The sequence below is a fragment of the Arthrobacter sp. SlRoot2-15 genome (genome assembly GCF_059739345.1).
In genome coordinates this window covers 1,101,208-1,126,240 of sequence record NZ_AP046058.1, presented here as the reverse complement: position 1 = coordinate 1,126,240, position 25,033 = coordinate 1,101,208, and the positions used below count along the sequence as shown (strand labels likewise).

At 67.7% G+C, this 25,033-nt stretch carries 24 protein-coding genes and 1 tRNA gene; 18 read left to right on the top strand and 7 right to left on the bottom strand.

What is annotated here, in order from left to right:
- Positions 1 to 6: 6 nt before the first annotated feature.
- Positions 7 to 79: transfer RNA gene (locus AC6I9V_RS05050), tRNA-Arg, on the bottom strand.
- 85 nt (positions 80 to 164) lie between these two features.
- Between AC6I9V_RS05050 and AC6I9V_RS05045 the strand changes: the two genes are divergently transcribed.
- The 3 genes from AC6I9V_RS05045 to AC6I9V_RS05035 all read left to right on the top strand — a co-directional run bounded on the left by AC6I9V_RS05045 (position 165) and on the right by AC6I9V_RS05035 (position 3,255).
- Complete coding sequence (locus AC6I9V_RS05045; RefSeq protein WP_497898573.1) at positions 165 to 935, top strand: DUF998 domain-containing protein; 771 nt, start codon at positions 165 to 167, stop codon at positions 933 to 935.
- A gap of 309 nt (positions 936 to 1,244) precedes the next feature.
- On the top strand, positions 1,245 to 1,727 hold the full coding sequence (locus AC6I9V_RS05040; RefSeq protein WP_497898572.1) for a DUF7793 family protein: 483 nt from the start codon (positions 1,245 to 1,247) through the stop codon (positions 1,725 to 1,727).
- Positions 1,720 to 3,255: a putative bifunctional diguanylate cyclase/phosphodiesterase gene (locus AC6I9V_RS05035; protein ID WP_497898571.1), complete on the top strand. Its 1,536-nt coding sequence runs from the start codon at positions 1,720 to 1,722 to the stop codon at positions 3,253 to 3,255. The genes AC6I9V_RS05040 and AC6I9V_RS05035 overlap by 8 nt, the downstream gene beginning before the upstream one ends.
- Positions 3,256 to 3,368: 113 nt before the next feature.
- Here the strand turns inward: AC6I9V_RS05035 and AC6I9V_RS05030 are convergent, their stop codons facing one another.
- On the bottom strand, positions 3,369 to 3,518 hold the full coding sequence (locus AC6I9V_RS05030) for a hypothetical protein (RefSeq protein WP_497898570.1): 150 nt from the start codon (positions 3,516 to 3,518) through the stop codon (positions 3,369 to 3,371).
- Positions 3,519 to 3,715: 197 nt separating this feature from the next.
- On the opposite strand from AC6I9V_RS05030, the gene AC6I9V_RS05025 reads away from it, so the two are divergent.
- The gene (locus AC6I9V_RS05025; RefSeq protein ID WP_497898569.1) at positions 3,716 to 4,783 is read left to right on the top strand and encodes a hypothetical protein; all 1,068 of its coding nucleotides are present in this window, start codon (positions 3,716 to 3,718) and stop codon (positions 4,781 to 4,783) included.
- Here AC6I9V_RS05025 and AC6I9V_RS05020 read toward each other — a convergent pair.
- Positions 4,780 to 5,412 (bottom strand): hypothetical protein, encoded by a 633-nt coding sequence (locus tag AC6I9V_RS05020; protein ID WP_497898568.1) that lies wholly within the window; start codon positions 5,410 to 5,412, stop codon positions 4,780 to 4,782. The two genes, AC6I9V_RS05025 and AC6I9V_RS05020, sit on opposite strands and share 4 nt — an antisense overlap.
- A gap of 150 nt (positions 5,413 to 5,562) precedes the next feature.
- Between AC6I9V_RS05020 and AC6I9V_RS05015 the strand changes: the two genes are divergently transcribed.
- The 9 genes from AC6I9V_RS05015 to AC6I9V_RS04975 all read left to right on the top strand — a co-directional run bounded on the left by AC6I9V_RS05015 (position 5,563) and on the right by AC6I9V_RS04975 (position 16,488).
- On the top strand, positions 5,563 to 6,396 hold the full coding sequence (locus AC6I9V_RS05015; protein WP_497900257.1) for an inositol monophosphatase family protein: 834 nt from the start codon (positions 5,563 to 5,565) through the stop codon (positions 6,394 to 6,396).
- Positions 6,397 to 6,843: 447 nt separating this feature from the next.
- A complete protein-coding gene (gene pcrA, locus AC6I9V_RS05010; RefSeq protein ID WP_497898567.1) occupies positions 6,844 to 9,384 on the top strand; it encodes a DNA helicase PcrA in 2,541 nt (846 codons plus the stop codon).
- Positions 9,385 to 9,392: 8 nt separating this feature from the next.
- Positions 9,393 to 10,721 (top strand): glycosyltransferase, encoded by a 1,329-nt coding sequence (locus tag AC6I9V_RS05005; protein WP_497898566.1) that lies wholly within the window; start codon positions 9,393 to 9,395, stop codon positions 10,719 to 10,721.
- A gap of 24 nt (positions 10,722 to 10,745) precedes the next feature.
- Positions 10,746 to 10,889: a hypothetical protein gene (locus AC6I9V_RS05000; protein WP_497898565.1), complete on the top strand. Its 144-nt coding sequence runs from the start codon at positions 10,746 to 10,748 to the stop codon at positions 10,887 to 10,889.
- Between the two features lie 225 nt (positions 10,890 to 11,114).
- Positions 11,115 to 12,284: an ADP-forming succinate--CoA ligase subunit beta gene (gene sucC, locus AC6I9V_RS04995; protein ID WP_497898564.1), complete on the top strand. Its 1,170-nt coding sequence runs from the start codon at positions 11,115 to 11,117 to the stop codon at positions 12,282 to 12,284.
- A 12-nt stretch (positions 12,285 to 12,296) separates the two neighbouring features.
- Positions 12,297 to 13,199, top strand: coding sequence for a succinate--CoA ligase subunit alpha (gene sucD, locus AC6I9V_RS04990; protein ID WP_120955091.1), 903 nt, complete (start codon positions 12,297 to 12,299; stop codon positions 13,197 to 13,199).
- Positions 13,200 to 13,379: 180 nt separating this feature from the next.
- Complete coding sequence (locus AC6I9V_RS04985; RefSeq protein ID WP_497898563.1) at positions 13,380 to 14,108, top strand: FadR/GntR family transcriptional regulator; 729 nt, start codon at positions 13,380 to 13,382, stop codon at positions 14,106 to 14,108.
- A gap of 241 nt (positions 14,109 to 14,349) precedes the next feature.
- Positions 14,350 to 15,702: an MFS transporter gene (locus tag AC6I9V_RS04980; RefSeq protein ID WP_497898562.1), complete on the top strand. Its 1,353-nt coding sequence runs from the start codon at positions 14,350 to 14,352 to the stop codon at positions 15,700 to 15,702.
- A 9-nt stretch (positions 15,703 to 15,711) separates the two neighbouring features.
- Positions 15,712 to 16,488 carry an SDR family NAD(P)-dependent oxidoreductase gene (locus AC6I9V_RS04975; protein ID WP_497898561.1) on the top strand — a complete coding sequence of 259 codons (777 nt, stop codon included), beginning with the start codon at positions 15,712 to 15,714 and terminating at the stop codon, positions 16,486 to 16,488.
- 103 nt (positions 16,489 to 16,591) lie between these two features.
- On the opposite strand, the gene AC6I9V_RS04970 is transcribed toward AC6I9V_RS04975, so the two are convergent.
- Both AC6I9V_RS04970 and AC6I9V_RS04965 read right to left on the bottom strand, forming a co-directional pair.
- The gene (locus AC6I9V_RS04970; protein ID WP_497898560.1) at positions 16,592 to 17,074 is read right to left on the bottom strand and encodes an SRPBCC family protein; all 483 of its coding nucleotides are present in this window, start codon (positions 17,072 to 17,074) and stop codon (positions 16,592 to 16,594) included.
- On the bottom strand, positions 17,071 to 17,445 hold the full coding sequence (locus AC6I9V_RS04965) for an ArsR/SmtB family transcription factor (protein ID WP_497898559.1): 375 nt from the start codon (positions 17,443 to 17,445) through the stop codon (positions 17,071 to 17,073). Before AC6I9V_RS04965 ends, AC6I9V_RS04970 begins: the two co-directional genes overlap by 4 nt.
- 192 nt (positions 17,446 to 17,637) lie before the next feature.
- Between AC6I9V_RS04965 and AC6I9V_RS04960 the strand changes: the two genes are divergently transcribed.
- Positions 17,638 to 19,281: an alkaline phosphatase D family protein gene (locus AC6I9V_RS04960; RefSeq protein WP_497898558.1), complete on the top strand. Its 1,644-nt coding sequence runs from the start codon at positions 17,638 to 17,640 to the stop codon at positions 19,279 to 19,281.
- The gene (locus tag AC6I9V_RS04955) at positions 19,278 to 20,558 is read left to right on the top strand and encodes an alkaline phosphatase family protein (protein ID WP_497898557.1); all 1,281 of its coding nucleotides are present in this window, start codon (positions 19,278 to 19,280) and stop codon (positions 20,556 to 20,558) included. The genes AC6I9V_RS04960 and AC6I9V_RS04955 overlap by 4 nt, the downstream gene beginning before the upstream one ends.
- 112 nt (positions 20,559 to 20,670) lie before the next feature.
- Here AC6I9V_RS04955 and AC6I9V_RS04950 read toward each other — a convergent pair whose 3' ends face one another.
- Positions 20,671 to 21,120, bottom strand: a complete 450-nt coding sequence (locus AC6I9V_RS04950) for a MarR family winged helix-turn-helix transcriptional regulator (protein WP_497898556.1) — start codon at positions 21,118 to 21,120, stop codon at positions 20,671 to 20,673.
- Positions 21,121 to 21,288: 168 nt separating this feature from the next.
- Between AC6I9V_RS04950 and AC6I9V_RS04945 the strand changes: the two genes are divergently transcribed.
- Positions 21,289 to 22,545 carry an MFS transporter gene (locus tag AC6I9V_RS04945; protein ID WP_497898555.1) on the top strand — a complete coding sequence of 419 codons (1,257 nt, stop codon included), beginning with the start codon at positions 21,289 to 21,291 and terminating at the stop codon, positions 22,543 to 22,545.
- Here AC6I9V_RS04945 and AC6I9V_RS04940 read toward each other — a convergent pair.
- A complete protein-coding gene (locus AC6I9V_RS04940) occupies positions 22,542 to 23,309 on the bottom strand; it encodes a gamma-glutamyl-gamma-aminobutyrate hydrolase family protein (protein ID WP_497898554.1) in 768 nt (255 codons plus the stop codon). The genes AC6I9V_RS04945 and AC6I9V_RS04940 overlap by 4 nt on opposite strands.
- A gap of 53 nt (positions 23,310 to 23,362) precedes the next feature.
- On the opposite strand from AC6I9V_RS04940, the gene AC6I9V_RS04935 reads away from it, so the two are divergent.
- Together AC6I9V_RS04935 and AC6I9V_RS04930 are read left to right on the top strand one after the other, a co-directional pair.
- Positions 23,363 to 23,866 carry an SRPBCC family protein gene (locus AC6I9V_RS04935; protein ID WP_497898553.1) on the top strand — a complete coding sequence of 168 codons (504 nt, stop codon included), beginning with the start codon at positions 23,363 to 23,365 and terminating at the stop codon, positions 23,864 to 23,866.
- A gap of 10 nt (positions 23,867 to 23,876) precedes the next feature.
- Positions 23,877 to 25,010, top strand: a complete 1,134-nt coding sequence (locus AC6I9V_RS04930) for an LOG family protein (RefSeq protein ID WP_349413082.1) — start codon at positions 23,877 to 23,879, stop codon at positions 25,008 to 25,010.
- The last annotated feature ends 23 nt before the right edge of the window (positions 25,011 to 25,033 follow it).

The window sequence follows — 25,033 nt, the reverse complement described above, 5'->3', positions numbered from 1 at the left end:
TTCAAGTGCCCTCGATTGGAATCGAACCAACGACACCGGCTTTAGGAGAGCCGTGCTCTATCCACTGAGCTACGAGGGCGGGCGTGCGGGTGGGCGGCGGTCGGCCGGCCCGTCCGGACACGGATACCAGCATACAAGGTGAGGGCACGTACTACGCTCTTCGCATGACAGCCTCTACCGCGACCGCCTCCCGGGAGCTCATCTACCTCCCCGACGTGGCCTCCACCCGGTTCTACCTCGGCGCCCTCGCCAAACTGAGCGTGCTGCAGTACTTCGTCGCCGAGGTTGCGGTGATCGGCGCGTGGGCGGGACCGGAGCGGTACAGCCGGCGCACCGGCTACATTAGCGACCTCGGCGCGCTGCACTGTGGCGAGTTTTCCGGGCGGGATGTCTGCTCACCCGCACACCTGCTGATGAACGCCTCGTTCGTGGTCCAGGGAATCGGCATGATGGTCGGGGCGCTGCTGCTGAGCTCGGCCGTGATCGGTGTCGCGGCGCGGGCAGGGGCGCGGTTGGCCGTGGCCCCGGGGCGGCGCTCGCCGTCGGCCGCCGCGTTCACCGCCCGCTCGCTCAGCCTGACCGCCGGCGCCGGGACCGTAGTGGTGGGGCTGGTGCCCGAAGACGCCGGCTCCGGCTGGCATCTGGTGGGCGCCCTGATGTATTTCGCTGCGGGCGCCCTGGCGCTGCTGCTCGTCGGCTGGCTGTGGCGCCGCCAGACACCCCTGGGCTGGTTCATCCTTGCCTGCGGCGCTGTCTCCCTGGCCGCGCTGGTGGCCGGCGGCTTGACGGGGATGCAGGTGCCGGAACCGGGAACGCTGGAACGGCTGATGGGGTACCCCATCACCATCGGAATGGCGGTGCTGGGGCTGGTGGTCGCCCAGCGCGTCCGGCAGGAGCTCGTTGCCCGAAAGCGGGCGGCCGGGGGAGGGGAATAGGGCGCCCCGACCAGTCCGCACGGCTCGTGGGATTCCGGCGGAGGCTTTCGGGCGGGACTTTTGGAGAATCTGTGTCGTGGGGTGTCTTATGTCTCATCTGCTGGCCGGCTTGCACTATTATGAGGGCATTCGCCGGAACGGTCCGGTGCCTCGTGCCGGACTTGGCTCCAGCGCACGCCGATGCCGACTTTGTAGTCTTTGGGGACAAATGTCTGATCAGCTAGTTGTGCCGGGACCGGCGGCCACAGTTTTCGGCGACCCGGCAAATGTTCACCTGCGCCCGGCCGCAGCCCGCCGGGCCGAGCTCCGATGACAGTTGAAGCGCCGGTCGCGCCGGACGCACCCGATGAGGAACTCCCCGCAGAGCCCCCGACCCCTGCAGCGGCGCTCGCCGCCACGGCGCCGTCGTTGTTGGCCAGGGAGCCGGCCGGTGAGCCGGTGATCGGCGTCCGCCAGCTCGACGGCGGCATCATCGAAGTGGCGCTGCCGCCGAACCGCGAGATCGAGGGCCCCGAAGCCCGGGTGGCCGGGGCGGCCGTTCGCGCACTCGCCGACGGCCGGCGCGCACCGGTTTTGCTGATCATCTCCGGTGTCGTTGGCGTCAGCGTGGAAGCGCGCCAGATCTATACCGGTTCGATTGCCGCCACGGCGTTCGCGCTGGTGGGGGAGAGCCCGGTGGACCGCGTGATCGCGCACTACCTGCTGCGTTCAAGATCCGAAACAATCCCGGCGGAGTTTTTCCTTTCGCGCGCGGAAGCCCTCGAGTGGTTAAGGCCGTATACGAGTGAATAGTGAAGTTCCAGATCCCCGGCTCCATAGCCTCGTCGAAGGCATCGTCCGGATCGCCAGCGGCGATCTCAGCACCAGGATTCCCCACTCCGGTGCGCGCGACGACGTCGCTGCGGTGATTGCCGGCATCAACCTGATGGCCGATGACCTGCAGACCATCTACCAGGAGCTCGAGGAGCGCGTGGAGAGCCGGACCGCCATGCTGCGCCAGGCGCAGGTGGAGCTCGAGCGGATGGCGCTGACGGATCCGCTGACCCAGCTGGCCAACCGGACCGCGCTGAATTCGGTGCTCAGCCACGCCCTTGCCGAGTCGTCCCGCGGCGAGCTGCCGCCGGCGCTGCTGATTCTCGACCTCGACTCCTTCAAGGGCATCAACGACACGCTGGGCCATAGCGCGGGCGACGACGTCCTGCGCGTGATTGCCCGGCGGCTCCAGGATGCGGTCCGGGTGACCGATACCGTGGCCAGGCTGGGCGGCGACGAATTTGCCGTGATGCTGCCGAAATCCAACCTTGTCCGTGCCCGGAGGGTCGCCAACAGGATCCTCAAAGCGCTCAGCGAGAGCCTGGATATCGGCGACCTCCGGGTCACCTGCGGCACCAGCATCGGCGTGCGCGTAGCCGAGCCCGGACAGTCCGTCGACGACCTCGTGATGGAAGCCGACACGGCCATGTACGCCGCCAAGGCCCAGCCGCACAGCGGGATCAAGGTCTTCGAGCCGGCGCTGCTTTATGCCCGCCGGCTGCAGAGCCTGATGGTCACCGAGATGCGAGAGGCGATCCAGCATGACCAGTTGACGCTGCACTACCAGCCGGTGGTGGAGCTCGCCACCGGTCGGATCGAGGGCGTCGAGGCGCTGGTCCGCTGGAACCACCCCGAGCGCGGGCTCCTGATGCCGGACCAGTTCATTCCGCTGGCCGAGGAGACCGGAATGATCGTGGAGTTGGGCCACTGGGTCCTGCGCCACGCGGTCCGCCAGTTGCGCGACTGGCAGGACCGGCTGCCGCTGGACAGCCAGTTCTCCGTCCGGGTCAACATCTCCACCACCGAGCTGCAGAACCTTGAACTGATTGAGCACGTCCAGGACATCCTGCGGGAGACCGGGGTTGACGCGGCGAACCTCATCATCGAACTGACGGAGTCCATGGCCGTCACCGGCGGAGACGTGGACAAGTACTCGCTCAGCGGGCTGCGCCAGCTCGGCGTGCAGCTCGAAATCGACGACTTTGGCACGGGCTACTCCTCGATCAGCTACCTGCGCCGGCTCCCGGTGAACGTGGTCAAGATCGACCGGAGCCTGATAGCCGGCCTCGGAACGGATGAGGAGCAGGGTGGTTTCGTTGAGGCCGTGCTGCACCTGATCCATGCCTGCGGGCTCAAGGCGGTGGCCGAGGGGATCGAGACCGCCGAACAGGCCGAGGAGCTGGTCCGGCTGGGTTGCAGCAGCGGACAAGGCTATTACTTTGGACGCCCGGTGCCGGCAGAATCCTTTGAGGAAACGCTGTCGCAGTGGAGTGCGGTGTCGGAATAGAGCCCTGACGGGCAATTACGACGCCGGCGCGGGCGGCTGGGTGCCGCCGGACATAACAAAGGGCGGGAACCGGAGGTAAATCTGGTTCCCGCCCTTTGCGGTTGCTGACTCCGTTAGTTCTTCGGGGTGGAGTTCGGCCAGAAGTACACGGCCTCGACAGAGCCCTGGCCGGAACCACCGTTGGCGGAAACAGCGGATGCCGCGGAGACGCCCGCTGCAGCCAGTGCACCGGCGACGAGGAGGGTTGCAATGGTTTTCTTCATGAAGGGCTCCTGTTACTAAAGTGGCTGAAGTGACTCGGGTAATGCAGGTTCAGTATAGGGGAATAAGACACGCCGTGGAGCAAGAATTCGCGGAGGTCTTTATGGACATGTGCTAAATGGCCCCAGCGATAGCCCCGGGAGAGAGCTCCTTGCGCGCCGTGTTCCCTTTTTTCACGAATCCCACCGATACTTGTCTTATGCACTCCGTATCGCCGCTGTACGCTGCCGCTGAGCTCAAGGCGCACGAGCAGCGCAGCCACCACTCCTTCGCCGAGGCTGCCGGGAGCGCGGAACAGGCTGCCGAGATCGCCTTGAGCGCCGGAGATGCCACGTCGTGGTGGAACATGACGTTTCTTCAAGCGGAGAACCTTCTTGACGCGGAAGCGTTCAACGCTTGCGTGGAACTCGGGACCAGCCTTTTAGGGAGTTCATCAGGACCAGTGAGCGAGCGGGATCAGGCCCGAACCTATATTCTCCTAGCGAAGGCGCGTCAAGGGGCTGGACTCATCGAGCAGGCGGCCGACTGCGCGCGAGCGGCGGCGGAACTGACCTCTGGAGACTCGGACCTCGAAATCAATGTTCAAGCGAGGCAAGCGCTAATTGCCGCCTTAGCCGACGGCGGTCAATTCGATGAAGCTTGGGCGGAAAGCAAAAGTCTCGCTTCAGTCATTTCGGACGAACTAGACGATCAACTGGCCGGCAAGGTCTTTTGGGTGGTCGGCAATGTCGCGTTCCTCTGCGGTAGGGTCCAGGATGGGTTGCATTACCACGAGCTGGCTGCCTCAACTTTTTCGCCCACCAAGAATTTGGATGTCTGGGCTAAATTCAACAAGGCCTCCGCAGCAATGCGGTTGGCGGCCGACGTCGCAGACGCGGATACGCTGCGCTGCATCGAACGGGCTGAACTAGCGACTGACATCATTGGGGGCACTCAGAGCGACTTGTTGCTCCTTAGGCGTAACCGGGCAAACTGGAATCTCGTTGCGGGTGACACGGCAACAGCGGTTGAGATATTGGAAGACATCTGCACGGCCGCGGTCGCTCCCCAGCTTCTGGGCGATGCTTGGTCTCTCCTGGGGAGAGCATACCTGGACCAAGGAAAGAAGCGGGAAGCTCGGCACGCGTTGACCGAAGCCGCGTCCCACTTTGAAGATGCAGGTGCGCAGCACCGCGCCGAGCAGGCCCGGGAGTTCCTCGCCGACGAGCTCGGTTCGGGATCTCTTTGGTCGCGTCTGTGGTCAGCCGCGGGCTTTGGCCGTCACTAGAGCTGGCGGGCTGCTGACGCTTTCCGGCCCAGGAACATCGCCGCGCCGCCGACTACCAGGCTGAGGACCAGCAGGACCCAGCCGGCCAGCGTGAGTCCGGACGCAAGGGCAACCTGGCCGCCGTCGAGCGTGTCTGCAGACATCATGGCGTCGATCGCGGCGTTCCCCCAGAGCCGCACCCCCGCGAACAGCAGCGGCACCGCCCACAGAGCCCAGCGGAGGCCCTTCCGGGCAACGTTTGTGCCGATCAGCAGCAACCAGGTGAAGCCGAAAATCAGCGGGAACAGCGTTCCGGCGGTCTTGTGCACGTAGTTGAGCTGTCCGCGGGCATCGCCGTCCATGGCCGAGCGCAACTGCTCCACAAAGCCCTGGTCGAAGCCGCCGACCAGCGAATCGGGCATCGGGAGTCCGCCACTCAGCTGCGTGAGCTGGTTCAGGGTCAGCAGGTGGACGTACCAGAACAGGAACAGGCTGGCCACGACGCCCGCGATCAGGATCAGGTTGCTGTTGCTCTGCGCCTTATGCGGGGTCCGCGTGGTGCTGGGGTTGATCACCGCGGGCAGGTGGTGCTGGGGGACGGCCGCGCTGGCGCCGTGCTTCTTGATCCGCTGGGCGGGTGTCTTGGCCATGGCACCATTATCGCCCTTTCCCCCGGGCCGCGCCTCGCCGGTCTCCAGCCGGGACCGCGGCGACGCCCGCCCGCCTGTTCAGCGTCGCACGGCGCCAGCTAGGCTGAACGCGTGAGCGAACTAGGCAGTAACGAACTTGGCAGACACCGGATGGGCCGGCACAGCACCGCGGACCTGGGCCCCGAACTGGACGACTACCAGCTGGCCGAGGCTCTGGTGCGGGAAGCCGGCAACCTGGCGCTGCTGATGCGGCAGGGCGGCCTGGAGGGGCAGCAAAAGACCTCCGTCTCCGACGTCGTGACCGCCGCGGACCACGCCGCAGAGGCCTACGTGCTCGAACAGCTCCAGCGTTGCCGGCCCGACGACGGCATCCTGGGCGAGGAGGGCGCCTCCCGGCACAGCAGCAGCGGCCGGACCTGGGTGATCGACCCGGTGGACGGCACGTACAACTTCCTGCACGGCTCCAGCTACTGGTGCTCGGCGATCGCACTCAAGGATGCGTCCGGGGCGCTGCTCGGGGCCATCTTCCAGCCCGAGGAGGACAAGCTCTGGCTCGGTGGCACCGCGCGGGCCGCCACGCTCAACGGTGAGCCGCTGACGAGTTTCCGGCCCCTCGACGCCGGCGGCCGGGGACGCTCCGAATCGCAACTGGCGGAGCTGGGTGCCGCCACCTACATCCATCCGACCTGGCTTGCCGACCCGATGTGTGCCATGCCCTGGCATGCCGCGGCGACCGCGGCGGCGGCGCTGCGCATGTTCGGCTCCGGTTCGTGCGACCTCGGCAGGGTGGCCGACGGCGAACTCGACTGCTGGTTCCAGCACAGCTCCCCGGAGTGGGACTGGCTGCCGGGCCAGGCGATCGTCCAGGCGGCCGGCGGCGCCACCGACGTCGTCCGCGTCAACGGCCTCGACTGGCATGTCGCCGGAGGCACGACGGCGGTGCGGCAGCTCCGCGCCGCGCTGGAGTCCGGGTCGGTCGGGTAGGCCGGGCCCGACCCTGCGAAACCTCGGTGCGTCTCCAGGGCCGACGCAGGGCACAGGGAGCATGTCCATTCCTGAGGCAGCTGCCCGATGGACATGCTCATTCTTGGGGCAGCACCCACGGGCATGCCCATTTTTGAGGCAGCTGCCCGATGGACATGCTCATTCATGGGCTTGAGCAGTGGACATAATGCCGATATGTCCATCCGCCGGCGCCAAGAGAGGGCATGTCCGTCGGGGGTGGGGGTGGGCGAGCGGCCAGCGACCAGGCAGCACCAACAGTCATGCTCATTCCTAAGGCTGTCGCGTGACGGACATGCTCATTCTTGGGCTTGAGCAGTGGACATAATGCCGATATGTCCATCCGCCGGCGCCGGGAGAGGGCATGTCCGTCGGGGAGGGGTGCCCCGGATCGTGCTGTCAGTGGCACCGCCTAGACTGGTTAACACCATGGATATGTTGTTTGACCCCTATGCCGACGGACCCTTCCAAGCTGCACCGAAGGCTGCCGCGACCGCGAAAGCGTCCGGAAACCCGGGGGCTGGCAGCGGCATGCCGGGCCCGGTGTCCGCGCCCGTTTTCGGCTCCCATGGCGGGCACGACGGGCATGGCGCACACGGCGCGGGGCACGGCGACGAGGGTGACCGCCCGCGGCTGCCCAACGCGGACGAGCTGCTGCAGGGGCTCAACCCGCAGCAGGAAGAAGCCGTCAAACACGCCGGCGGCGCCCTGCTGATTGTGGCCGGCGCCGGCTCGGGCAAGACCCGGGTGCTCAGCAACCGCATTGCTTACCTGATCGCCACCCGGCGGGCGCACCACGGCGAGATCCTGGCCATCACTTTCACCAACAAAGCCGCCGCGGAAATGCGCGAGCGGATCGAGCTGCTGGTCGGCGGACGGGCCAAGACCATGTGGATCTCCACCTTCCACTCGTCCTGCGTGCGCATCCTGCGGCGCGAAGCGGCCAACGTCGGGTTGAACTCCAACTTCTCGATCTACGACTCCGCCGATTCGCTGCGCCTCATCACCCTCGTGGCCAAGAACCTGGACCTGGACCCCAAGCGCTTCGCACCCAAAGCCATCCAGCACAAGATCTCGGCGCTCAAGAACGAACTGATCGACGCCGACAGCTACGCCTCCAGCGCCAATTACAACGACCCCTTCGAGCAGGCCGTCGCCGAGGTCTTCAAGGGCTACACGCAGCGGCTGCGACAGGCCAACGCGATGGACTTCGATGACCTGATCGCCGAAACCGTCTACATGTTCCGGGCGTTCCCGGCGCTCGCCGACTCCTACCGGCGCCGCTTCCGGCACGTGCTTGTCGACGAGTACCAGGACACAAACCACGCCCAGTACGCCCTGGTGCGCGAGATCGTCGGCGAAGGCCCCGGCGCGGCTGAGCTGACCGTCGTCGGCGACTCGGACCAGTCCATCTACGCCTTCCGCGGCGCCGACATCCGCAACATCGTGGAGTTCGAGAAGGACTACCCGGACGCCCGCACGATCAAGCTCGAACAGAACTACCGCTCCACCCAGACCATTCTCAGCGCCGCCAACTCGGTGATCTCCCGTAACCCCAACCGGCCGGAGAAGCGGCTCTGGACCGCCGAGGGCGACGGCGAGAAGATCGTTGGCTACGTCGGCGAGAACGAACACGACGAGGCGCAGTTCATCGCCAAGGAAATCGACCGCCTGCAGGACGAGGGCAACCTCCGCCCGGGCGACGTAGCGATCTTCTACCGCACCAACGCCCAGTCACGCTCCATCGAGGACGTCCTGGTCCGCGTCGGACTCCCGTACAAGGTGGTCGGCGGCACCCGCTTCTACGAGCGCAAGGAAATCAAGGACGCCCTCGCCTACCTGCGGGTGCTGGTCAACCCGGACGACGACATCAACTTGCGCCGGATCCTCAACGAGCCCAAGCGCGGCATCGGCGACCGGGCCGAGGGGGCCCTCGCCTCGCTGGCGCAGCGGGACCGGACGTCCTTTATGGCCGCCGCCCGCCGCGCCGAGGAAGCGCCCGGCATGGCCACCCGCTCCGTGAACGCCGTGCTGGGCTTCGTGAAGCTCCTCGACGACCTGGCCGAGGTGGCCGCCGGCTCCGGAGCCGCCGCGGCACTGGAGGCCGTCCTGGAACAGACCGGCTACCTCGCCACCCTGCGCTCCAGCACCGACCCGCAGGACGAATCCCGGGTGGAAAACCTCGCCGAACTCGTCGCCGTCGTCCGCGAATACGAACGCGACAACCCGGAGGGCTCTCTCGGCGCGTTCCTGGAACAGGTCTCGCTGGTGGCCGACGCCGACCAGATCCCGGACGCACCCGGGGCAGATATCGATGCCGCCGTCGCCGAAGCCAAGCGGCTCGGCGTCGTCACCCTGATGACGCTGCACACCGCCAAGGGCCTCGAGTTCCCGGTGGTGTTCCTGACCGGCATGGAGCACGGGCTGTTCCCGCACCAGCGCTCCGCCACAGACCCCAAGGAACTGGCGGAGGAGCGCCGGCTCGCCTACGTCGGCCTCACCCGGGCCAGGAAACGGCTCTACCTGACCCGGTCCGAAGTGCGCAGCATGTGGGGCCAGAGCCAGTACAACCCCGCAAGCCAGTTCATCGAGGAAATTCCGGCCGATCTGGTCGAGTGGAAGCGCGAAGGATCCACCCGCCAGGCCAGCAGCTGGGGCGGCGGATCAATCGGTTCCAGCCGCTACGGCGGATCCTTCTGGGGCGCCGGTACCGCCCGCGGCACCGGCGCGGACTCCTCGGCCGGCTTCAACGCCGATGTCCCGGCCGCGATCGCCAAGAACCGGGTCCAGCCGCAGAAGGAGATTGTTGCCGTCAGCGTGGGGGACAAGGTCAACCACACCAGCTTTGGCAACGGCACCGTGCTGGCCGTGGAGGGCGCCGGGGACAAGACTGTGGCAAAGGTGAAGTTCGACATCGGCGAGAAGAGGCTGTTGCTGCGGTACGCCCCGCTCACCAAGATTGGCGCCTAAACTAAGGCATGAAAATCCTGTTGGCCAGCCAGGCCATCGCCGGGCACTTCAACCCGATGACCGGCATCGGTGTCCGCCTGCAGGACGAAGGCCACGAGGTCGGCTGGTACACCGGCTCCACGCTCGCGCCCAAGCTGGACCAGCTGGGCATCCCGCACTACCCGTTCAACCGGGCGGTTGAGCACACCGGGGACAACCTCAACGAGCTCTACCCGCAACGCGCCGGGCTCAAGGGGCCGTTGGCGATCCGGTTCGACGGCGAGCGGATCTTCGCGAGCAACGTCAGCAACTTCTTCGAAGACATCCGCGACGTGCACGAGCGCTTCCCGTTCGACGCGGTGGTCCTGGACAACACCATGTTCATCCAGCGCCTCGTGTCGGTGGTGCTGGGCAAGCCCGTCGTCAGTTTTGTGCCGATCGGCAACATGGAAACGGACCCGCTGGTGCCTCCGATGTTTTTCGGCTTCGCCCCGGCACGGACCCCCGCCCACCGGATCCTCCATGCCGGCGCCCGGCTGGTCTCCGACCAGTTCGTCACAAAGCCCGCCCGGGTCAGCTACGTGCGCCAACTGCAGAACTACGGACTCCAGACCCCCAAAGAGGCCGCCATCCTCGACGAGACCTACCGGTGGTCCCACGCGGTCATCCAGACCGGCACCGCGTCCCTGGACTTCCCGCGGCGGCACACCAACCCGAAAGTCCACTACGTTGGTGCCCTGCTGCCGCACCGTGCCGGAGCCGTGGACGCACCATTGCCGACGGCGGGGCCAGCCGCGGCTCCAACGGCGGCCGGGACCTACCGCCGGAGGGTCGTCGTCACCCAGGGAACTGTGGACAACCGGGACCCGGCAAAACTGATGGTCCCCACCATCGAGGCGCTCAAGGACACGGACACCCAGGTGATCGTGGCAACCGGCGGGGTGGGCTCCGATGACCTGCGGCGCCGCTACCCGCAGCCCAACGTCGTCGTCGAGGACTACATTGACTTCGCCCAGGTGTTCCCCGGCACGGACGTCTTTGTCACCAACGGCGGGTTCGGCGGCGTGCTGCTGGCCCTCTCGCACGGGGTGCCGCTCGTGACCGCCGGCCTGAACGAGGGTAAGAACGACGTCAATGCACGGGTGGAGTACGCCGGCGTCGGAGTGAACCTGAAGACCGAGACGCCCAGTGCCGCGGCCATCCGGTCCGCCGTCGGGACCGTGCTGGGCGATCCGTCGTGGCGCGCACGGGCGCAGGCGATGGCCCAGCAGTTCGAGGCGGATGACGGCGTGGGCGCCGCCGTCGAGGTCATCACGGCGACCGTCGCCGCCGGCGGGACGCCCGGCGCCCCTGCCTGAGGTGGCCGCCCGCGGGAGCGGGTCATGCCTGCGTACGACGGCGGCGCCACCTGCGGAAACGTCTCCGCCAGGGTGGAGTTCTTCATTTCGCGCGACCGTTACGCGCCAATCTCGCCGGCCCCCACAACGGGCTCCGCGACGCCGTCGGAGGCCCTAAAAACCCCGTAATCTAGCGGTTTTTCTACGCTCAATAGAATAGTGTCCTTACTCACATAACGGGTACTCTGGGACGGGCCGGTCCGCAGGAAGGACTAGAGTTCGAACAAGGAGCATTGCGCCGTGTGGCTCGTTTCCGAGCTTGTCGCAGGGTGCGTTTATTCCGCAGCCCGGTAACCGCGAGTACGTGGGGTCCGGCTGTACAGAAACTACTTCGACGTAGAAGGACACTAAACCGTGGACCTGTTTGAATATCAGGCGCGCGATATGTTCGAGGCGCACGGTGTACCCGTGCTTGCTGGCATCGTGGCGCACACCCCTGAAGAAGCAAAGGCAGCTGCCGAGAAGATCGGCGGCGTAACTGTCGTCAAGGCACAGGTTAAGGCCGGTGGCCGCGGCAAGGCTGGCGGCGTTAAGGTCGCCAAGACCGCCGACGAGGCGCTGGAGCACTCCACCAACATCCTCGGCATGGACATCAAGGGCCACACCGTCAACAAGGTGATGATTGCCCAGGGTGCCGACATCGCCGAGGAATACTACTTCTCCGTCCTGCTGGACCGCGCCAACCGCAACTACCTGGCCATGTGCTCGGTTGAAGGCGGCATGGAAATCGAGCAGCTCGCCGTCGAGCGTCCCGAGGCCCTGGCCAAGATTGCGATCGACCCGGCCGTCGGCATCGACCAGGCCAAGGCCGACGAGATCGTTGCCGCCGCAGGCTTCGCCGAGGAACTTCGCGGCAAGGTCGCCGCCGTGATCCTCAAGCTCTGGGACGTCTTCAAGAAGGAAGACGCCACCCTCGTTGAGGTCAACCCGCTGGTCAAGACCGGCGCCGGCGACATCGTTGCCCTCGACGGCAAGGTCTCCCTCGACGAGAACGCCGACTTCCGCCACCCCAAGCACGCCCACCTTGAAGACAAGGACGCCGCGGACCCCCTCGAGGCCAAGGCCAAGGCGCAGGACCTCAACTACGTCAAGCTCGACGGCGAAGTCGGCATCATCGGTAACGGTGCCGGCCTGGTCATGTCCACGCTCGACGTCGTTGCCTACGCCGGCGAGAACCACGGCAACGTCAAGCCCGCCAACTTCCTGGACATCGGCGGTGGAGCCTCCGCCGAGGTCATGGCTGCAGGCCTCGACGTCATCCTCGGCGACGAGCAGGTCAAGTCCGTCTTCGTCAACGTCTTCGGCGGCATCACCGCCTGTGACGCTGTCGCCAAGGGCATCGTCGGCGCACTTGCCGAACTCGGCCACTCCGCGAACAAGCCGCTGGTCGTCCGCCTCGACGGCAACAACGTCGAGGAAGGCCGCCGCATCCTGGCCGAGGCCAACCACCCGCTGGTTACCCTGGCCGCCACCATGGACGAGGGCGCCGACAAGGCTGCCGAGCTCGCCAACGCAGCGAAGTAAAGGGACCCGACTATGTCTATTTATCTGAACAAGGACTCCAAGGTCATCGTCCAGGGCATCACCGGCGGCGAAGGCACCAAGCACACCGCCCTGATGCTCAAGGCCGGCACCAACATCGTTGGTGGCGTCAACGCCCGCAAGGCCGGCACCACGGTCCTGCACGGCGATAACGAAATCACCGTCTTCGGCACCGTCAAGGAAGCCATGGCCGAGACCGGCGCCGACGTCTCCATCGTCTTCGTGCCGCCGGCCTTCACCAAGGACGCCGTCGTCGAGGCCATCGAGGCCGGCATTGGCCTGGTCGTCGTTATTACCGAAGGCGTGCCGGTCCAGGACTCGGCCGAGTTCTGGGCCCTGGCCCAGTCCAAGGTCGACGCCAACGGCAAGCAGGTCACCCGCATCATCGGGCCGAACTGCCCCGGCATCATCACCCCGGGCGAGGCCCTCGTCGGCATCACCCCGGCCAACATCACCGGCAAGGGCCCCATCGGCCTGGTCTCCAAGTCGGGCACCCTGACCTACCAGATGATGTACGAACTGCGCGACCTCGGCTTCTCCACCGCCATCGGCATCGGCGGTGACCCGGTCATCGGCACCACCCACATCGACGCCCTCGAAGCCTTCGAAGCTGACCCCGAGACCAAAGCGATCGTGATGATCGGCGAAATCGGCGGCGACGCCGAAGAGCGCGCAGCCGACTACATCAAGGCCCACGTCACCAAGCCGGTCGTGGGCTACGTGGCCGGCTTCACCGCCCCGGAAGGCAAGACCATGGGCCACGCCGGCGCCATCGTCTCCGGCTCCGCGGGCACCGCCCAGGCCAAGAAGGAAGCCCTCGAGGCTGCCGGCGTCAAGGTCGGCAAGACGCCGTCCGAGACCGCCAAGCTGCTGCGCGAGGTCTTCGCAACGCTCTAGGCGCCAAGCGCCAAGCACCAACGCGGGGTCACTTCCGGCCCATTCCACCTTGCGGGATGGACCGGAAGTGACCCCGCGTGTTCGTTTAAGGACGACGGCGGCGGGGACCGCCCCCGCGGGTCTAGTAGTGTTTAGGGAAGGCAAAGCGCCCGCTCCCGGGCGCGCGGGCAGGGGATTACGATGGCTGAAAAACGGCGGACGCTGGTGGACGTCGTTGTGGACAGGGTCCTTGAATACATCCTCAGCGGCCAGATCAAGGCCGACGATGCCCTCCCGCCGGAGGCCGACATCGCCAAGGAATCGGGCGTCAGCCGCCTGACCGCCCGCGAGGCGATGAAGGTCCTCAAGGCCCAGGACGTCGTCTACGTCAGGCGCGGCCTCGGCACATTCGTCAATCCCCCTGAGCGCTGGACCGGACTGGATGCGATCATGCGGGCAGCGTCGAGGGGCGTGGCTTCGGACCAGGTGGCGCTGCGCCTGCTGGAGGTCCGGCGGATGGTCGAAACCGGAGCCGCCGAACTTGCGGCCGCACGCCACAGCGAGGCCGACCTCGCCGCCATGACGGAGAGCGTCCAGCTGATGGAGGCCGCCCACCACTCGGGCGACGTCGACGCCCTGACCCTGGCGGACATTGCCTTCCACGACACCGTGCTGCGCGCCTCCGGCAACCCCTTTGTGCCGGCCCTGCTGTCCCAGCTTTCGACGCTGCTCTACGCCATGCGCCGGGATACCTCGGCGTTCCCGGACGTGCAGCGGCACGCCATCCACCACCACAAAGTGGTCCTTGCCGCCATCGCCTCCGGCGAGCCGGCCGCCGCGCGCTCCGCGATGGACGCGCACATCACCCAGACCTTCGAGGACTACAAGCATTACCTCGCGGTCTCCAGCAGCGGAGCCGCCGCCAGCTGACCCGCGCCCGCTCCAAACGGCGGGTCTTGTCGGGTCGCGCCGGACTCTGCACCGGCGTGCCGCACAGCGGCCGCGACTCTTTGCCGAACCCTGTTGACGCCGTATGCCGCTGTGATTAGAATCTCATTGAGATATCAGACATCTGATATCTGCTTCATCTCGAAATGCCGCAAGCCAAAGGAGTCTTCATGCGCGCGCACTTCCCTTCCCAGGGCACCCTGATCACCGGTGGAGGCCCGCGATGACCTCCCTGGCTACTGCTCCGGCCCTGAGTGAACTGGGCCAGACCACCCTCCGCAAAGTCCGCCGACGGCTCATGCCCCTTATCGTCCTGCTGTACTTCGTCGCCTATCTGGACCGCAACAACGTCGGCTTCGCCAAGCTTGGCATGCAGGGTGACATCGGCCTGACCGAAGCCGCATACGGCCTCGGCGCCGGCATCTTCTTCCTGGGCTACGCCCTGCTGGAAATCCCCAGCAACGGCGGCATGTACCGCTACGGCGCCCGTAAATGGATCGCCCGCATCCTCATCAGCTGGGGCATCTTTGCCACGGCCATGTTCCTGGTCAACGGCGAGACCACCTTCTACGTCATCCGCTTCCTGCTCGGTGCGGCCGAGGCCGGCTTCTTCCCGGCCATCCTGTTCTACCTGACCCTCTGGTTCCCGGCAGCGCAGCGCGTGACCGTCCTGGGCATCTTCATCCTCGCGCAGCCGATCTCCAACGCCCTCGGCGCGCCGGTGTCCGGCTTGCTCCTGGGCCTTGAAGGGGTCGCTGGCCTGCACGGATGGCAGTGGCTCTACATCATCGAGGGCATCCCCGCGATCGTGCTGGGCCTCGTCACGCCGTTCGTCATGACCGACCGTCCGGAGCACGCCAAGTGGCTCAAGCCCGAGGAACGCGACTGGCTCGCGAGCACCATGAGCAAGGAACTGGCCGACAAGCAGAAGTCCGGCAACCATAATTTCCTCGCCGGCCTCAAGGATCCCCGCACCCTGGCGTACTCGGCCCTGTACTTCGGCCTGGTCTGCGGCATCTACGGCCTGGGCCTGTGGATGCCCACCATCGTCAAGGCGCTCGGTAAGTTCGACACCACGCAGGTGGGCTTCATCGTCTTCATCCCGTACGCCATCGCCGCCGTGTTCGTCTACTACTGGAGCAAGCGATCGGACCGCACCGGCAACCGGGTCTGGCACGCCAGCGTCAGCATGGTGATTGCCGCCGTCGGCCTGCTCGGCGCAGGCTACCTGCTGCCGGTCAACGCCATCCTCGCCATGGTTTTCCTGACGCTCGCCGCGATGGGCATCTACTCGGCGATCGCGCCGTTCCTGGCCATGCCGTCCGCAGCGCTGACCGGCGCCGCAGCCGCGGCCGGCCTGGCCATGGTGAACTCACTGGGCAACCTCGGCGGCTTCGTCGCCCCGTACATCGTCGGCATCCTCAAGGACACCACCGGCAACAGCCAGAGCGGCCTGACGTTCCTCGCGGCCTGCCTCGCGATCACCGCCATCGCCACCTACCTCTACGCCCGCAAGCGTCCGGAGGGCGTCTCCGCTCCGGCAGCAACCGCCCCCGCCCCAGCAGACAGCCACTAGGAAGCACTTATGACAACCCAGAGCACATTCCCCGCCGAACGCACCGTCGTCCTGACCGGCGCCGCCTCGGCCCGCGGCATCGGCCGGGCCACGGCCGACCGCCTGGCCCGCGACGGCTGGTCAATCGCGATCCTGGACATCAACGCCGAGGACGCCAAGGCCGCCGCAGCCGAAATCGGTTCAAACCGGGCCGTGAAGGCGATCGGCGTCGGGGCCGACGTCTCGGACGAGGCCTCGGTGGACCGGGCCATCACCGAGGTCGAGGAGTCGCTTCCGCCGATCGTCGGCCTGGCCAACCTGGCGGGCATCAGCTCACCCACGCCATTTATGGAGACGTCCGTCGCCGAGTGGGACAAGGTCTTCGCCATCAACATGCGTGGCACGTTCATCGTCTCTCAGCGGGTCCTCAAGGGCATGATCGAACGGCGGGTCGGCCGGATCGTCAGCGTGTCCTCGATCTCCGCACAGCGCGGCGGGGGAACGTTCTCCAAGGTCGCCTACAGCGCCTCGAAGGCCGGGATCCTCGGATTCACCCGCGCCCTGGCCCGCGAAGTCGGCGAATTCGGCATCACCGTCAACGCGGTGGCCCCGGGGCCGATCGACACCGACATCATGGGAGGCACGCTCAGCGATGAGCGCAAAGCCGCGATGTCCGAGGGCATCATGATGGGCCGGGTCGGCACCCGCGACGAGGTCGCGGCCCTGATGTCCTTCCTGCTCAGCGAGGACGCCGGCTACATCACCGCTGCCACCTACGACATCAACGGCGGCCTGCAGGTCTCCTGACCACCGGCCCTTGAAACCAACGCGGGGTCACTTCCGGCCCATTCCACCTTGTGGGATGGACCGGACGTGACCCCGCGATGGTTATTTAAGGACGACGGCGGTCCTAGACTTTCGCGCCGGCCAGTAACTCCTCGAGCCGCTCGTAGGCCTCGGTCAATCCGCCCTCCATCCCGGACTGCGCCATACCGTCACGGGCCTCCATGCTGGGGTAGACCGCGTGGGCGCTCAGCCGGGTGCGGCCCCCGCCAAGGTCCTGGAAGGTGATGGCCTCGATGCTGACCACGTCCGGGTAGCCGCCGTATTCGAAGGTCTGGATGGCGAAATCGTTCTCGCGGACGGTATGGAAGACGCCGCTGAAACGGTGGGCGACGCCGTCGGGCCCGGTGTGCGTGTACCGGTAGGTGCCGCCGGTGCGGAAGTCGTAGTGGTCCACATCCATGGTGAGCCGCCGCGGGCCGAGCCACTGGGCGACGAGGTCGGGTTCCTTGTGGGCGCGGAAGACCTCGGCGACGGGAAAGTCGAACTCCCGCTCGAAGTCGATGAAGGGGAGGCCTTCCGGAACCGTGAGTTTCAGGGCGTTGCTCATGATGAGTCCTTTGCCTGGGTGCCGCTCGCAGCGGCCTGGGATTGGAGCACGGCGTCGAGGCTGCGGAACTGCTCTTCGCGGACCAACCGGTACTGGTCGATCCACGCGGTGAGTGCTTCGAGCCGTGCGGGGTTCAGGTGGACGGGCCGGCGCTGGGCGTCCCGCGTGCGCGTGACGAGGCCCGCCTGCTCGAGGACCTGGATGTGCTTCGAGACCGCCTGCTTGGTGATCGCGAAGGGTTCCGCCAATTCGTTGACAGTGGCCGGGCCCCGGCTGAGCCGGGCGATAATGCGGCGGCGGACGGGGTCGGCCAGCGCCAGGAAGGCGGTGTCGAGGTGTTCGTCGTCGTCGGCCACGGGGTCCCGTATCACTAGTTACTCAACCTGTAGGTTGATCAATGTTTTGGTTGTTTAAGCGTACGCCGGCGCCCCGCAGGCGGCAAGGGCCCTAGCGCCGGCAGAGCCCGCGGCGGCACTTCGCCACGGTTAACTTTCGTTGAACGTCCGGCCAATGGGGCGGAAAAATCGGCATTCTGGCGGGCCAGCGTGGAGATACTGGAATGCATGACTAACTTTACTCGTCGTCAAGTACTGCGCTCCGCGGGGGTCGCCGCCGTCGCCGGCGCCCTGGCCACCAGCACCCCCGCTGGCGCCTTTTCAGCCCCCGCCGCCGGCCCGTTCGGCCACGGCATCGCCTCCGGCGATCCGATGCCGAGCAGCGTGCTGCTGTGGACCCGCGTCACTCCAGCGCCGGATGCCCTGCCCGGCAGCGGCGTAGGGCCTGACGTTTCCGTTGGCTGGGAAGTGGCGGCCGACGCCGGCTTCAAGAAGGTCGTGGCCCGGGGTAAGGCCGGCACCGGCGCGGCGCGGGACCACACGGTCAAGGTCATCGCGGACCGGCTCGCCCCCGGTACGAGCTACTGGTACCGCTTCACCCTGGGGGCGGCCGTGTCCCCGGTGGGCCGCACCCGGACGGCGCCGGCCGCTGGCGTCGCCGTGGACCGCCTGAAGTTCGGTGTGGTGTCCTGCGCCAACTGGCAGGCCGGCTACTTCTCCTCCTACCGCCACCTGGCCGCCCGGGGCGACCTCGACGCCGTCCTTCACCTGGGCGACTACCTCTACGAATACGCGCCCGGCGACTACCAGGCCCGCGACGTTGTGGTCCGCCCCCACGACCCGGCGTTCGAAATGACCCAGCTGGCGCACTACCGCCGCCGCCACGCCCAATACAAAACCGACCGCGACCTCCAGGCTCTGCACGCGGCCGCCCCCTTCATCGTGACCTGGGACGACCACGAGTCGGCCAACGACGCATGGAAGGGCGGGGCCGAAAACCACACCCCAGGCGCCGAGGGCACCTGGAGTGAGCGCTTCGCCGCCGCGCACCAGGCCTACGCAGAGTGGATGCCGGTGCGCTACGAGCCGGGCGGCCAGATCTACCGCCGGCTGGACTTCGGCTCGCTGGCCAGTCTGTCCATGCTCGACCTTCGCACCTACCGCGACCAGCAGGCCGCCAACGGGGCGGACTCCTCGATCAGCAGCCCGGCCAGGACCATCACCGGCGCCGCCCAGATGGACTGGCTGCTGGGCAACCTCAACTCCGCCGGCCCGCAGTGGAAGCTGGTCGGCAACCCCGTCATGATTGCTCCTGTCCGGGTTCCCTCCACCCTGAGCACCGCTGAGCTGGCCGGCGTGCAAAAACTGATGGGCGGGACGAGCATCAGCGGCGTGCCGTACAACGTGGACCAGTGGGACGGCTACGAGGCCGACCGCAACCGCGTGGTACGCCACCTGCGGGACAACAGCGTCAAGAACACCGTGTTCCTCACCGGCGACATCCACTCCGGCTGGGCGTGCGACGTCCCGGCAGATCCGGCCACCTACCCGGCCACCGGCGATTCGGTCGCCGCGGAACTGGTCTGCACCTCTGTCACGAGCGACAACCTCGATGACATCCTCAACGTCCCGCCCCGCACCGGATCCGTCGGCGTCGAAAACGCCATCAAGGCGGCCAACCCGCACGTGAAGTACCTGGACTTCGACTCGCACGGCTATTCCGTCCTGGATGTGACCCCCGCCGGCGTCCGGATGGACTGGTACGTCCTCGCCGAGCGCACCGCCGCCGGATCCGGATCGACCCTGTCCACGTCCTTCAATGTCCAAACCAACACGGGCAAGGTCACGCCCGCCCAGGGAGGTCTCGCATGAGCCGTCTGTCCAACAACCAGCCGACGCCGGGCCGCCGGCAGTTCCTGCAACTCGCCGCCGCGGGCGGCGCCGCCGTCGTGCTGTCCGCCGCGCCCGGGGCCGCCTGGGCCGCTCCCGCTGCCGGACGCACCCGGAGCTACGTCCTTGTGGTGGACGGCTGCCGTCCGGACGAGATCACGCCCACCCTGACACCGCGGCTGGCGGCCCTGCGGGCGGCCGGCACCAACTTCCCGTCGGCGCGCTCGCTGCCCGTTATGGAGACCATCCCGAACCACGTCATGATGATGACCGGGGTGCGCCCGGACCGCTCGGGCGTGCCGGCCAACGCCATTTTTGACCGCGCCGAGGGCACGGTGCGGGACCTCGACCGTCCCACCGACCTGCACTTTCCCACCCTCCTGGAGCGGCTGCAGGAACGCGGGCTCACCACCGGCTCGGTGCTGAGCAAAAAGTACCTCTACGGCATCTTCGGCACCCGCGCCAGCTACCGCTGGGAACCCCAGCCGCTGCTGCCCATCACCGGGCACGCGCCCGACGCCGCCACGATGGACGCACTGCTCGCCATGGTGTCCGGGCCGGACCCCGACTTCGTCTTCACCAACCTGGGCGACATCGACCGCGTGGGGCACTCCGACCTCTCCGGAACCACGCTGCGGGCCGCGCGGGAAACCGCCCTCGCGGACACCGATGTGCAGGTGGGGCGTTTCATTGACCACCTCAAGAGCGCCGGCAAGTGGGACTCCAGTGTAGTCATGGTGCTGGCCGACCATTCGATGGACTGGTCCCTGCCCAGCAACGTCATCTCGATCGACCTGATCCTGCAGTCCCGGCCGGAGCTGCGGTCCAACGTCAAGATCGCCCAGAACGGTGGGGCGGACCTGCTCTACTGGACCGGGGCCGACGCCGACCGCGCGGCCGGCCTGGCCGCCGTCGAGCAGCTGGTCGCGGCGCACGAAGGCGTCCTGTCGGTCAACAAGCCGGCGGACCTGCGGCTTGGGGCAGAAGCGGGCGACCTGGTGGCCTACTGCCGCGCGGGCTGGCGGTTCTCCGACCCGTATGTGGCCTCCAACCCGATCCCGGGCAACCACGGGCACCCCGCTACCGAGCCGATCCCGTTCTTCGTGTCCGGCGGCAGCCCTTCCGTGGTCAAGCAGTCCGTCTCCTCGGAACCCGCCCGGACCGCGGATGTGGCGCCCACCATCGGCCGGCTCTACGGGCTCAAGGCGCCGTCCGGGGGCTACGACGGCACGGCGCGGACTTCGGCCCTGACCGTCTAGCCCCGACCACCCGGGCCCGGCGAGGCGCCGGAGGCCAGCTTTCGAGCTGCCTCCGGCGCCTTTGCTGCGTTAATGCGCCGGAGCCAGGTCTGCCGGGTTCAGACTCCCGCGTTCAAACTCCTGCGTGCAGCCGGGGGAGCGCGTCCACCAGGGGAGCGAGCTCCGGAACCTCCTGGGCCTCGGCAAGGGCGCGCTCCAGGGTGGCATCGTGGACGGGCCGGGCCCGGTCCAGCAGGGCGATGCCGCTGGGCGTGAGCTCGGTGTAGATCCCGCGCCGGTCGTCCGCGCAGAGGATCCGGGTCAGCAGCGCGCGTTCCTCCAGCCGGTTCACCAGCCTGGTAGTGGCGCTAGCGCTCAGGGCCGTGGCCCGGGCCAGCTGCTGCATTCGCATGTGCCAGCCGTCCTGCCGGCTCAGCGCGTCCAGCACGGTGTACTCCACCACCGAGAGCTGCGCCCCGGCCTGGAGGGAACGCTCCAGCTCCGCCTCAATCAGGCCATGCAGCGCCGCGAGCGTCCGCCACCCTTGCGCCCGGACCTCGACGGCGTCGTCCTTGATGCCCATCAGTTGTGCTCCTTCCAGCTCTGGCATCCGCGTCCCGGCCAGCCGGGAGCGTCCGCCCACAAAGTAGTTGCTTGCGCGCGATAGTTGCGTGTGCAACAATGAATAACGCGTCTGCAACTATTAGCTTACGCCTCGCAAATCTCCCCGTACAGTTTTGAAGGAGTCCCCATGCCCATCGGCCTGATTGCACTCGCCCTCGGCGGGTTCGGAATCGGACTTACCGAGTTCGTCATCATGGGCCTCTTGCCCGAGGTGGCCGCGGACTTCCGCGTCACCGAAGCCACCGCCGGCTGGCTGATCTCCGGCTACGCGCTCGCCGTCGTCGTCGGGGCGCTGGTCCTGACCGCCGCGGTGACGCGTTTTGAGCGCAAGCCGGTGCTGGCGGTGCTGATGGTGCTGTTTATCGCCGGCAACTTCGTCTCCGCGATCGCCCCCGACTACGCCCTGATGATGGCGGGCAGGATCATTGCCGCACTGGCCCACGGCGCGTTCTTCGGGATCGGTGCGGTGGTGGCCGCCAGCATGGTCGCCCCCACCAAAAAAGCCGGCGCCATCGCCATCATGTTCACCGGGCTGACCGCGGCCAACGTCCTGGGCGTGCCGTTCGGCACCATGCTCGGCCAGGTCGCGGGCTGGCGCTCCACGTTCTGGGCCATCACCGGCATCGGCGTGCTGGCACTCGTCGGCATTCTGGCCCTGGTGCCGAAGACCGGCGCGGGGGAGGCGACGGGTTCTGCCGGCGGCGGATTGCGTGGCGAACTCCGGGCCTTCCGCTCCGGCCAGGTCTGGCTGTCGATCTTCGTGACCATTCTGGGCTACGGCGGGATGTTCGGCGCCTTCACCTACGTCGCCTACACCCTGACCGAGGTCACCGGCTTCTCCGCGGCCACCGTGCCGTGGCTGCTCATCATCTTCGGCATGGGCCTGTTCATCGGCAACACCGTCGGCGGCAAGGCCGCGGACCGCAACGTTGACCGCACCCTGCTCGTGGTGCTCGCTGCCCTCGTGCTGGTGCTGGTCGTCTTCGCCCTCACCTCGGCCAGCCAGCCGATGACCATCGCGTCCATGGTGCTGCTGGGCGGCTTTGGCTTCGCCACCGTACCCGGGCTGCAGATGCGCGTGATGAAGTACGCCGACGGAGCGCCCACCCTCGCCTCCGGCGCGAACATCGGCGCCTTCAACGTGGGCAACGCGCTCGGTGCCTGGATGGGCGGCGTGACCATCACCGCCGGGCTCGGCTACACCTCGCCGATCTGGGCCGGCGCCGGCATCACCCTGCTGGGCCTGGGCGTGATGGCCTTCGCCGCCATGGCCGCCAAAAAAGGCGCCCCGCGCGGCACTACCCCCGACGACGCCCGGCGGCCTGCGCCGTCCGCCGCGGGGCCGGAAGCCGCCCGGACGGACGCCGAGATGCAGCGTCTCTAACGCGCGGCCGTACGGTTCCGGCAGACCTCCACAAAGGCCCGGAACGGCGCCAGCCGCTCCGCAGCGGGCAGCTCCTGTGCCTCCGGATGCCACTGGACGGAGGCGACCCAGCGGGCCGGATCTTCCAGCGCCTCCACGGTCCCGTCGTCGGCCACCGCGCTCACCACGAGCCCGTCGGCTACCCGGGCAACGGCCTGGTGGTGGCCCGAGGCGATCTTGACGGTGACCGCGGCCGCGGTGCCACCGGAGTCCCGGTAGAGCCCGGCCACCTTCGACCCGGCGGCAATCCCGACCTCGTGCCAGGCCCAGGGGCCTGCGTCGTGCAGGGGAGCGGGGTCCCGGTGCGCCACGGTGCCCGGGTCCATGTCCTGGACCAGGGATCCGCCGTAGAGCAGGTTCAGCAGCTGGTGCCCGCGACAGATGCCCAGCACGGGCAGCCCGGCGTCGATCGACTGGCGGGCGACGGCCAGGTCCAGGGCGTCCTGGCCGTGGTTGACGTCGTAGCAGGCCTCGCCGGGTTCCTCGCCGTACAGCCGCGGGTCCAGGTCCCCGCCGCCGGGGAGCACGACGCCGTCGAGCCCGGCCAGGTCCTCGGCGGAGGTGAGCAGCACGGGGTCGGCGCCGCCGTCGCGGAGCAGGTCGACGATGTAATCGAAGAGCCCGTTGGCCTCGCCCACCCGCGGGTCGGGGTCTTCGGAACTGCTGAGCCGGACAGGAACGCCGATGCGGGGACGGCCGCCGACGGGCCGGGCTGGAGTCTGCATGACTCATTTTGCACCACGACGTCCGCGTCCCCGCGCAGGACTAGGATTGCCGGATGAACAACAGGTATCTCGTGTCCCGCAGCCGCTTCATCGCTGCCGCCCCGGAAGCCGTCTTCGAGGTGCTCGCCACCCCGGCGCTGCACAGCGCGATCGACGGCTCGGACACCGTCAAGGGCGCCCAGCCCCGCGGCCCGGAACGGCTGGGCCCGGGCGCGAAGTTCGGCATGGACATGAAGGTCGGAGTCGACTACAAGATCCTCAACACGGTCTGTGAGTTCGAGGAAGGCAGGCGCATTGCCTGGCGCCACTTCTACGGCCACGTCTGGCGCTACCTGCTGGAGCCCGCCAGCGACGCCGCCGGCCGGCCGGGCACCCTGGTGACCGAGCAGTGGGACGCCCGGCAGGTCCGGGGCAAGATCTTCCTGCGGTTGGCCGGCTACCTCCGCCGCCACCCGGCCAACCTGGAGCAAACCCTGGCTAAGCTCGACACCTACCTCGGTAGCGCCGGCCGTCCCGCCGGCTCCGCCACAGGCCCCGCCGCGGACCCCCGGGACTAGGACTGCACGGATGAGCGCTGCCCGAAGCCTGCACCCAAGTCCGCGCACGCTCGAGGTCGAGAGCCTCGGCAGCTTCGACGTGCTGGTCGCTGGGGGAGCCCGGTCCATGCACGGCTGGCACCTCCAGTCGCTGGACCTGCGCGGCCGCCGCGAGCCGCTGGAGTCCCTCGACGCTCAGGGCGCGATCTTCCTCGGCTGCAGCTTCGACGACGGGGTGGAGGAATCGCTGCGCGCCCGCGGGGCCCTGATCTTTCCCAAACTGGAAAGGGTTCCGTTCGACCCCTACCGCGGCCGGCTCTACACCCCGCAGGAGCTTTACGCGGGCGTCGAGGAAACCCGCTACGAGGATACCCTGGACGCCAGGGTTTACCAGTGGAGCATCCGTCCCGGCCAGCGGCACCGGCTGGACGCCACGCTCGCCGCGGCCCTGCACGACCACTCGATCGGCGACGCGCTGGAGGAGCTGACCCGCTCGGAGCTGTGCGTCGGCCGGGCCATGGTGGGCGTGATGGGCGGGCATGCAGCGAGCCGCGGTTCGGCGGGGTTCACCGAGGCTGCGCTGCTGGGCCGGCTGCTGGCCCGGAACGGACGGGTGGTCGCCACCGGCGGCGGCCCGGGCACCATGGAGGCCGCCAACCTCGGCGCCTACCTGAGCGCGGCGGACGACGCGGATTTCCAGCGGGCGCTGGCGGACCTTGCCGTTGTACCCGGGTTCCGGCCATCGGTCTCGGCGTGGGCGCGGACCGCGGCGGCCGTCGTTGAACGCCATCCGGACGGAACGCCGTCGCTGGGCATTCCCACCTGGTTCTACGGCCATGAGCCGCCCAATTTCTTCGCCACGCACATCGCCAAGTACTTCGCCAACGCCATCCGTGAAGCGATCCTGCTGGAGCTGTGCAACGGCGGGATCATCTTCCTGCCCGGCTCCGGCGGCACCGTTCAGGAGATCTTCCAGGACGCCTGCGAAAACTACTACGGCGCCCCGGAGACCATCACGCCCATGGTGCTGGTGGGCAAGGAGCACTGGCTGCGCCGGTTTCCGGCCTGGCCCCTGCTGCAGAGCCTGGCCGCGGGACGGCGGATGGAGAACCGGATTTTCCTGGTGGACAGCGTCGAGGAAGCCCTCGCAGTGCTGGAAGGCTAGGTTCGCTCCGGAAGCTGCGTCCG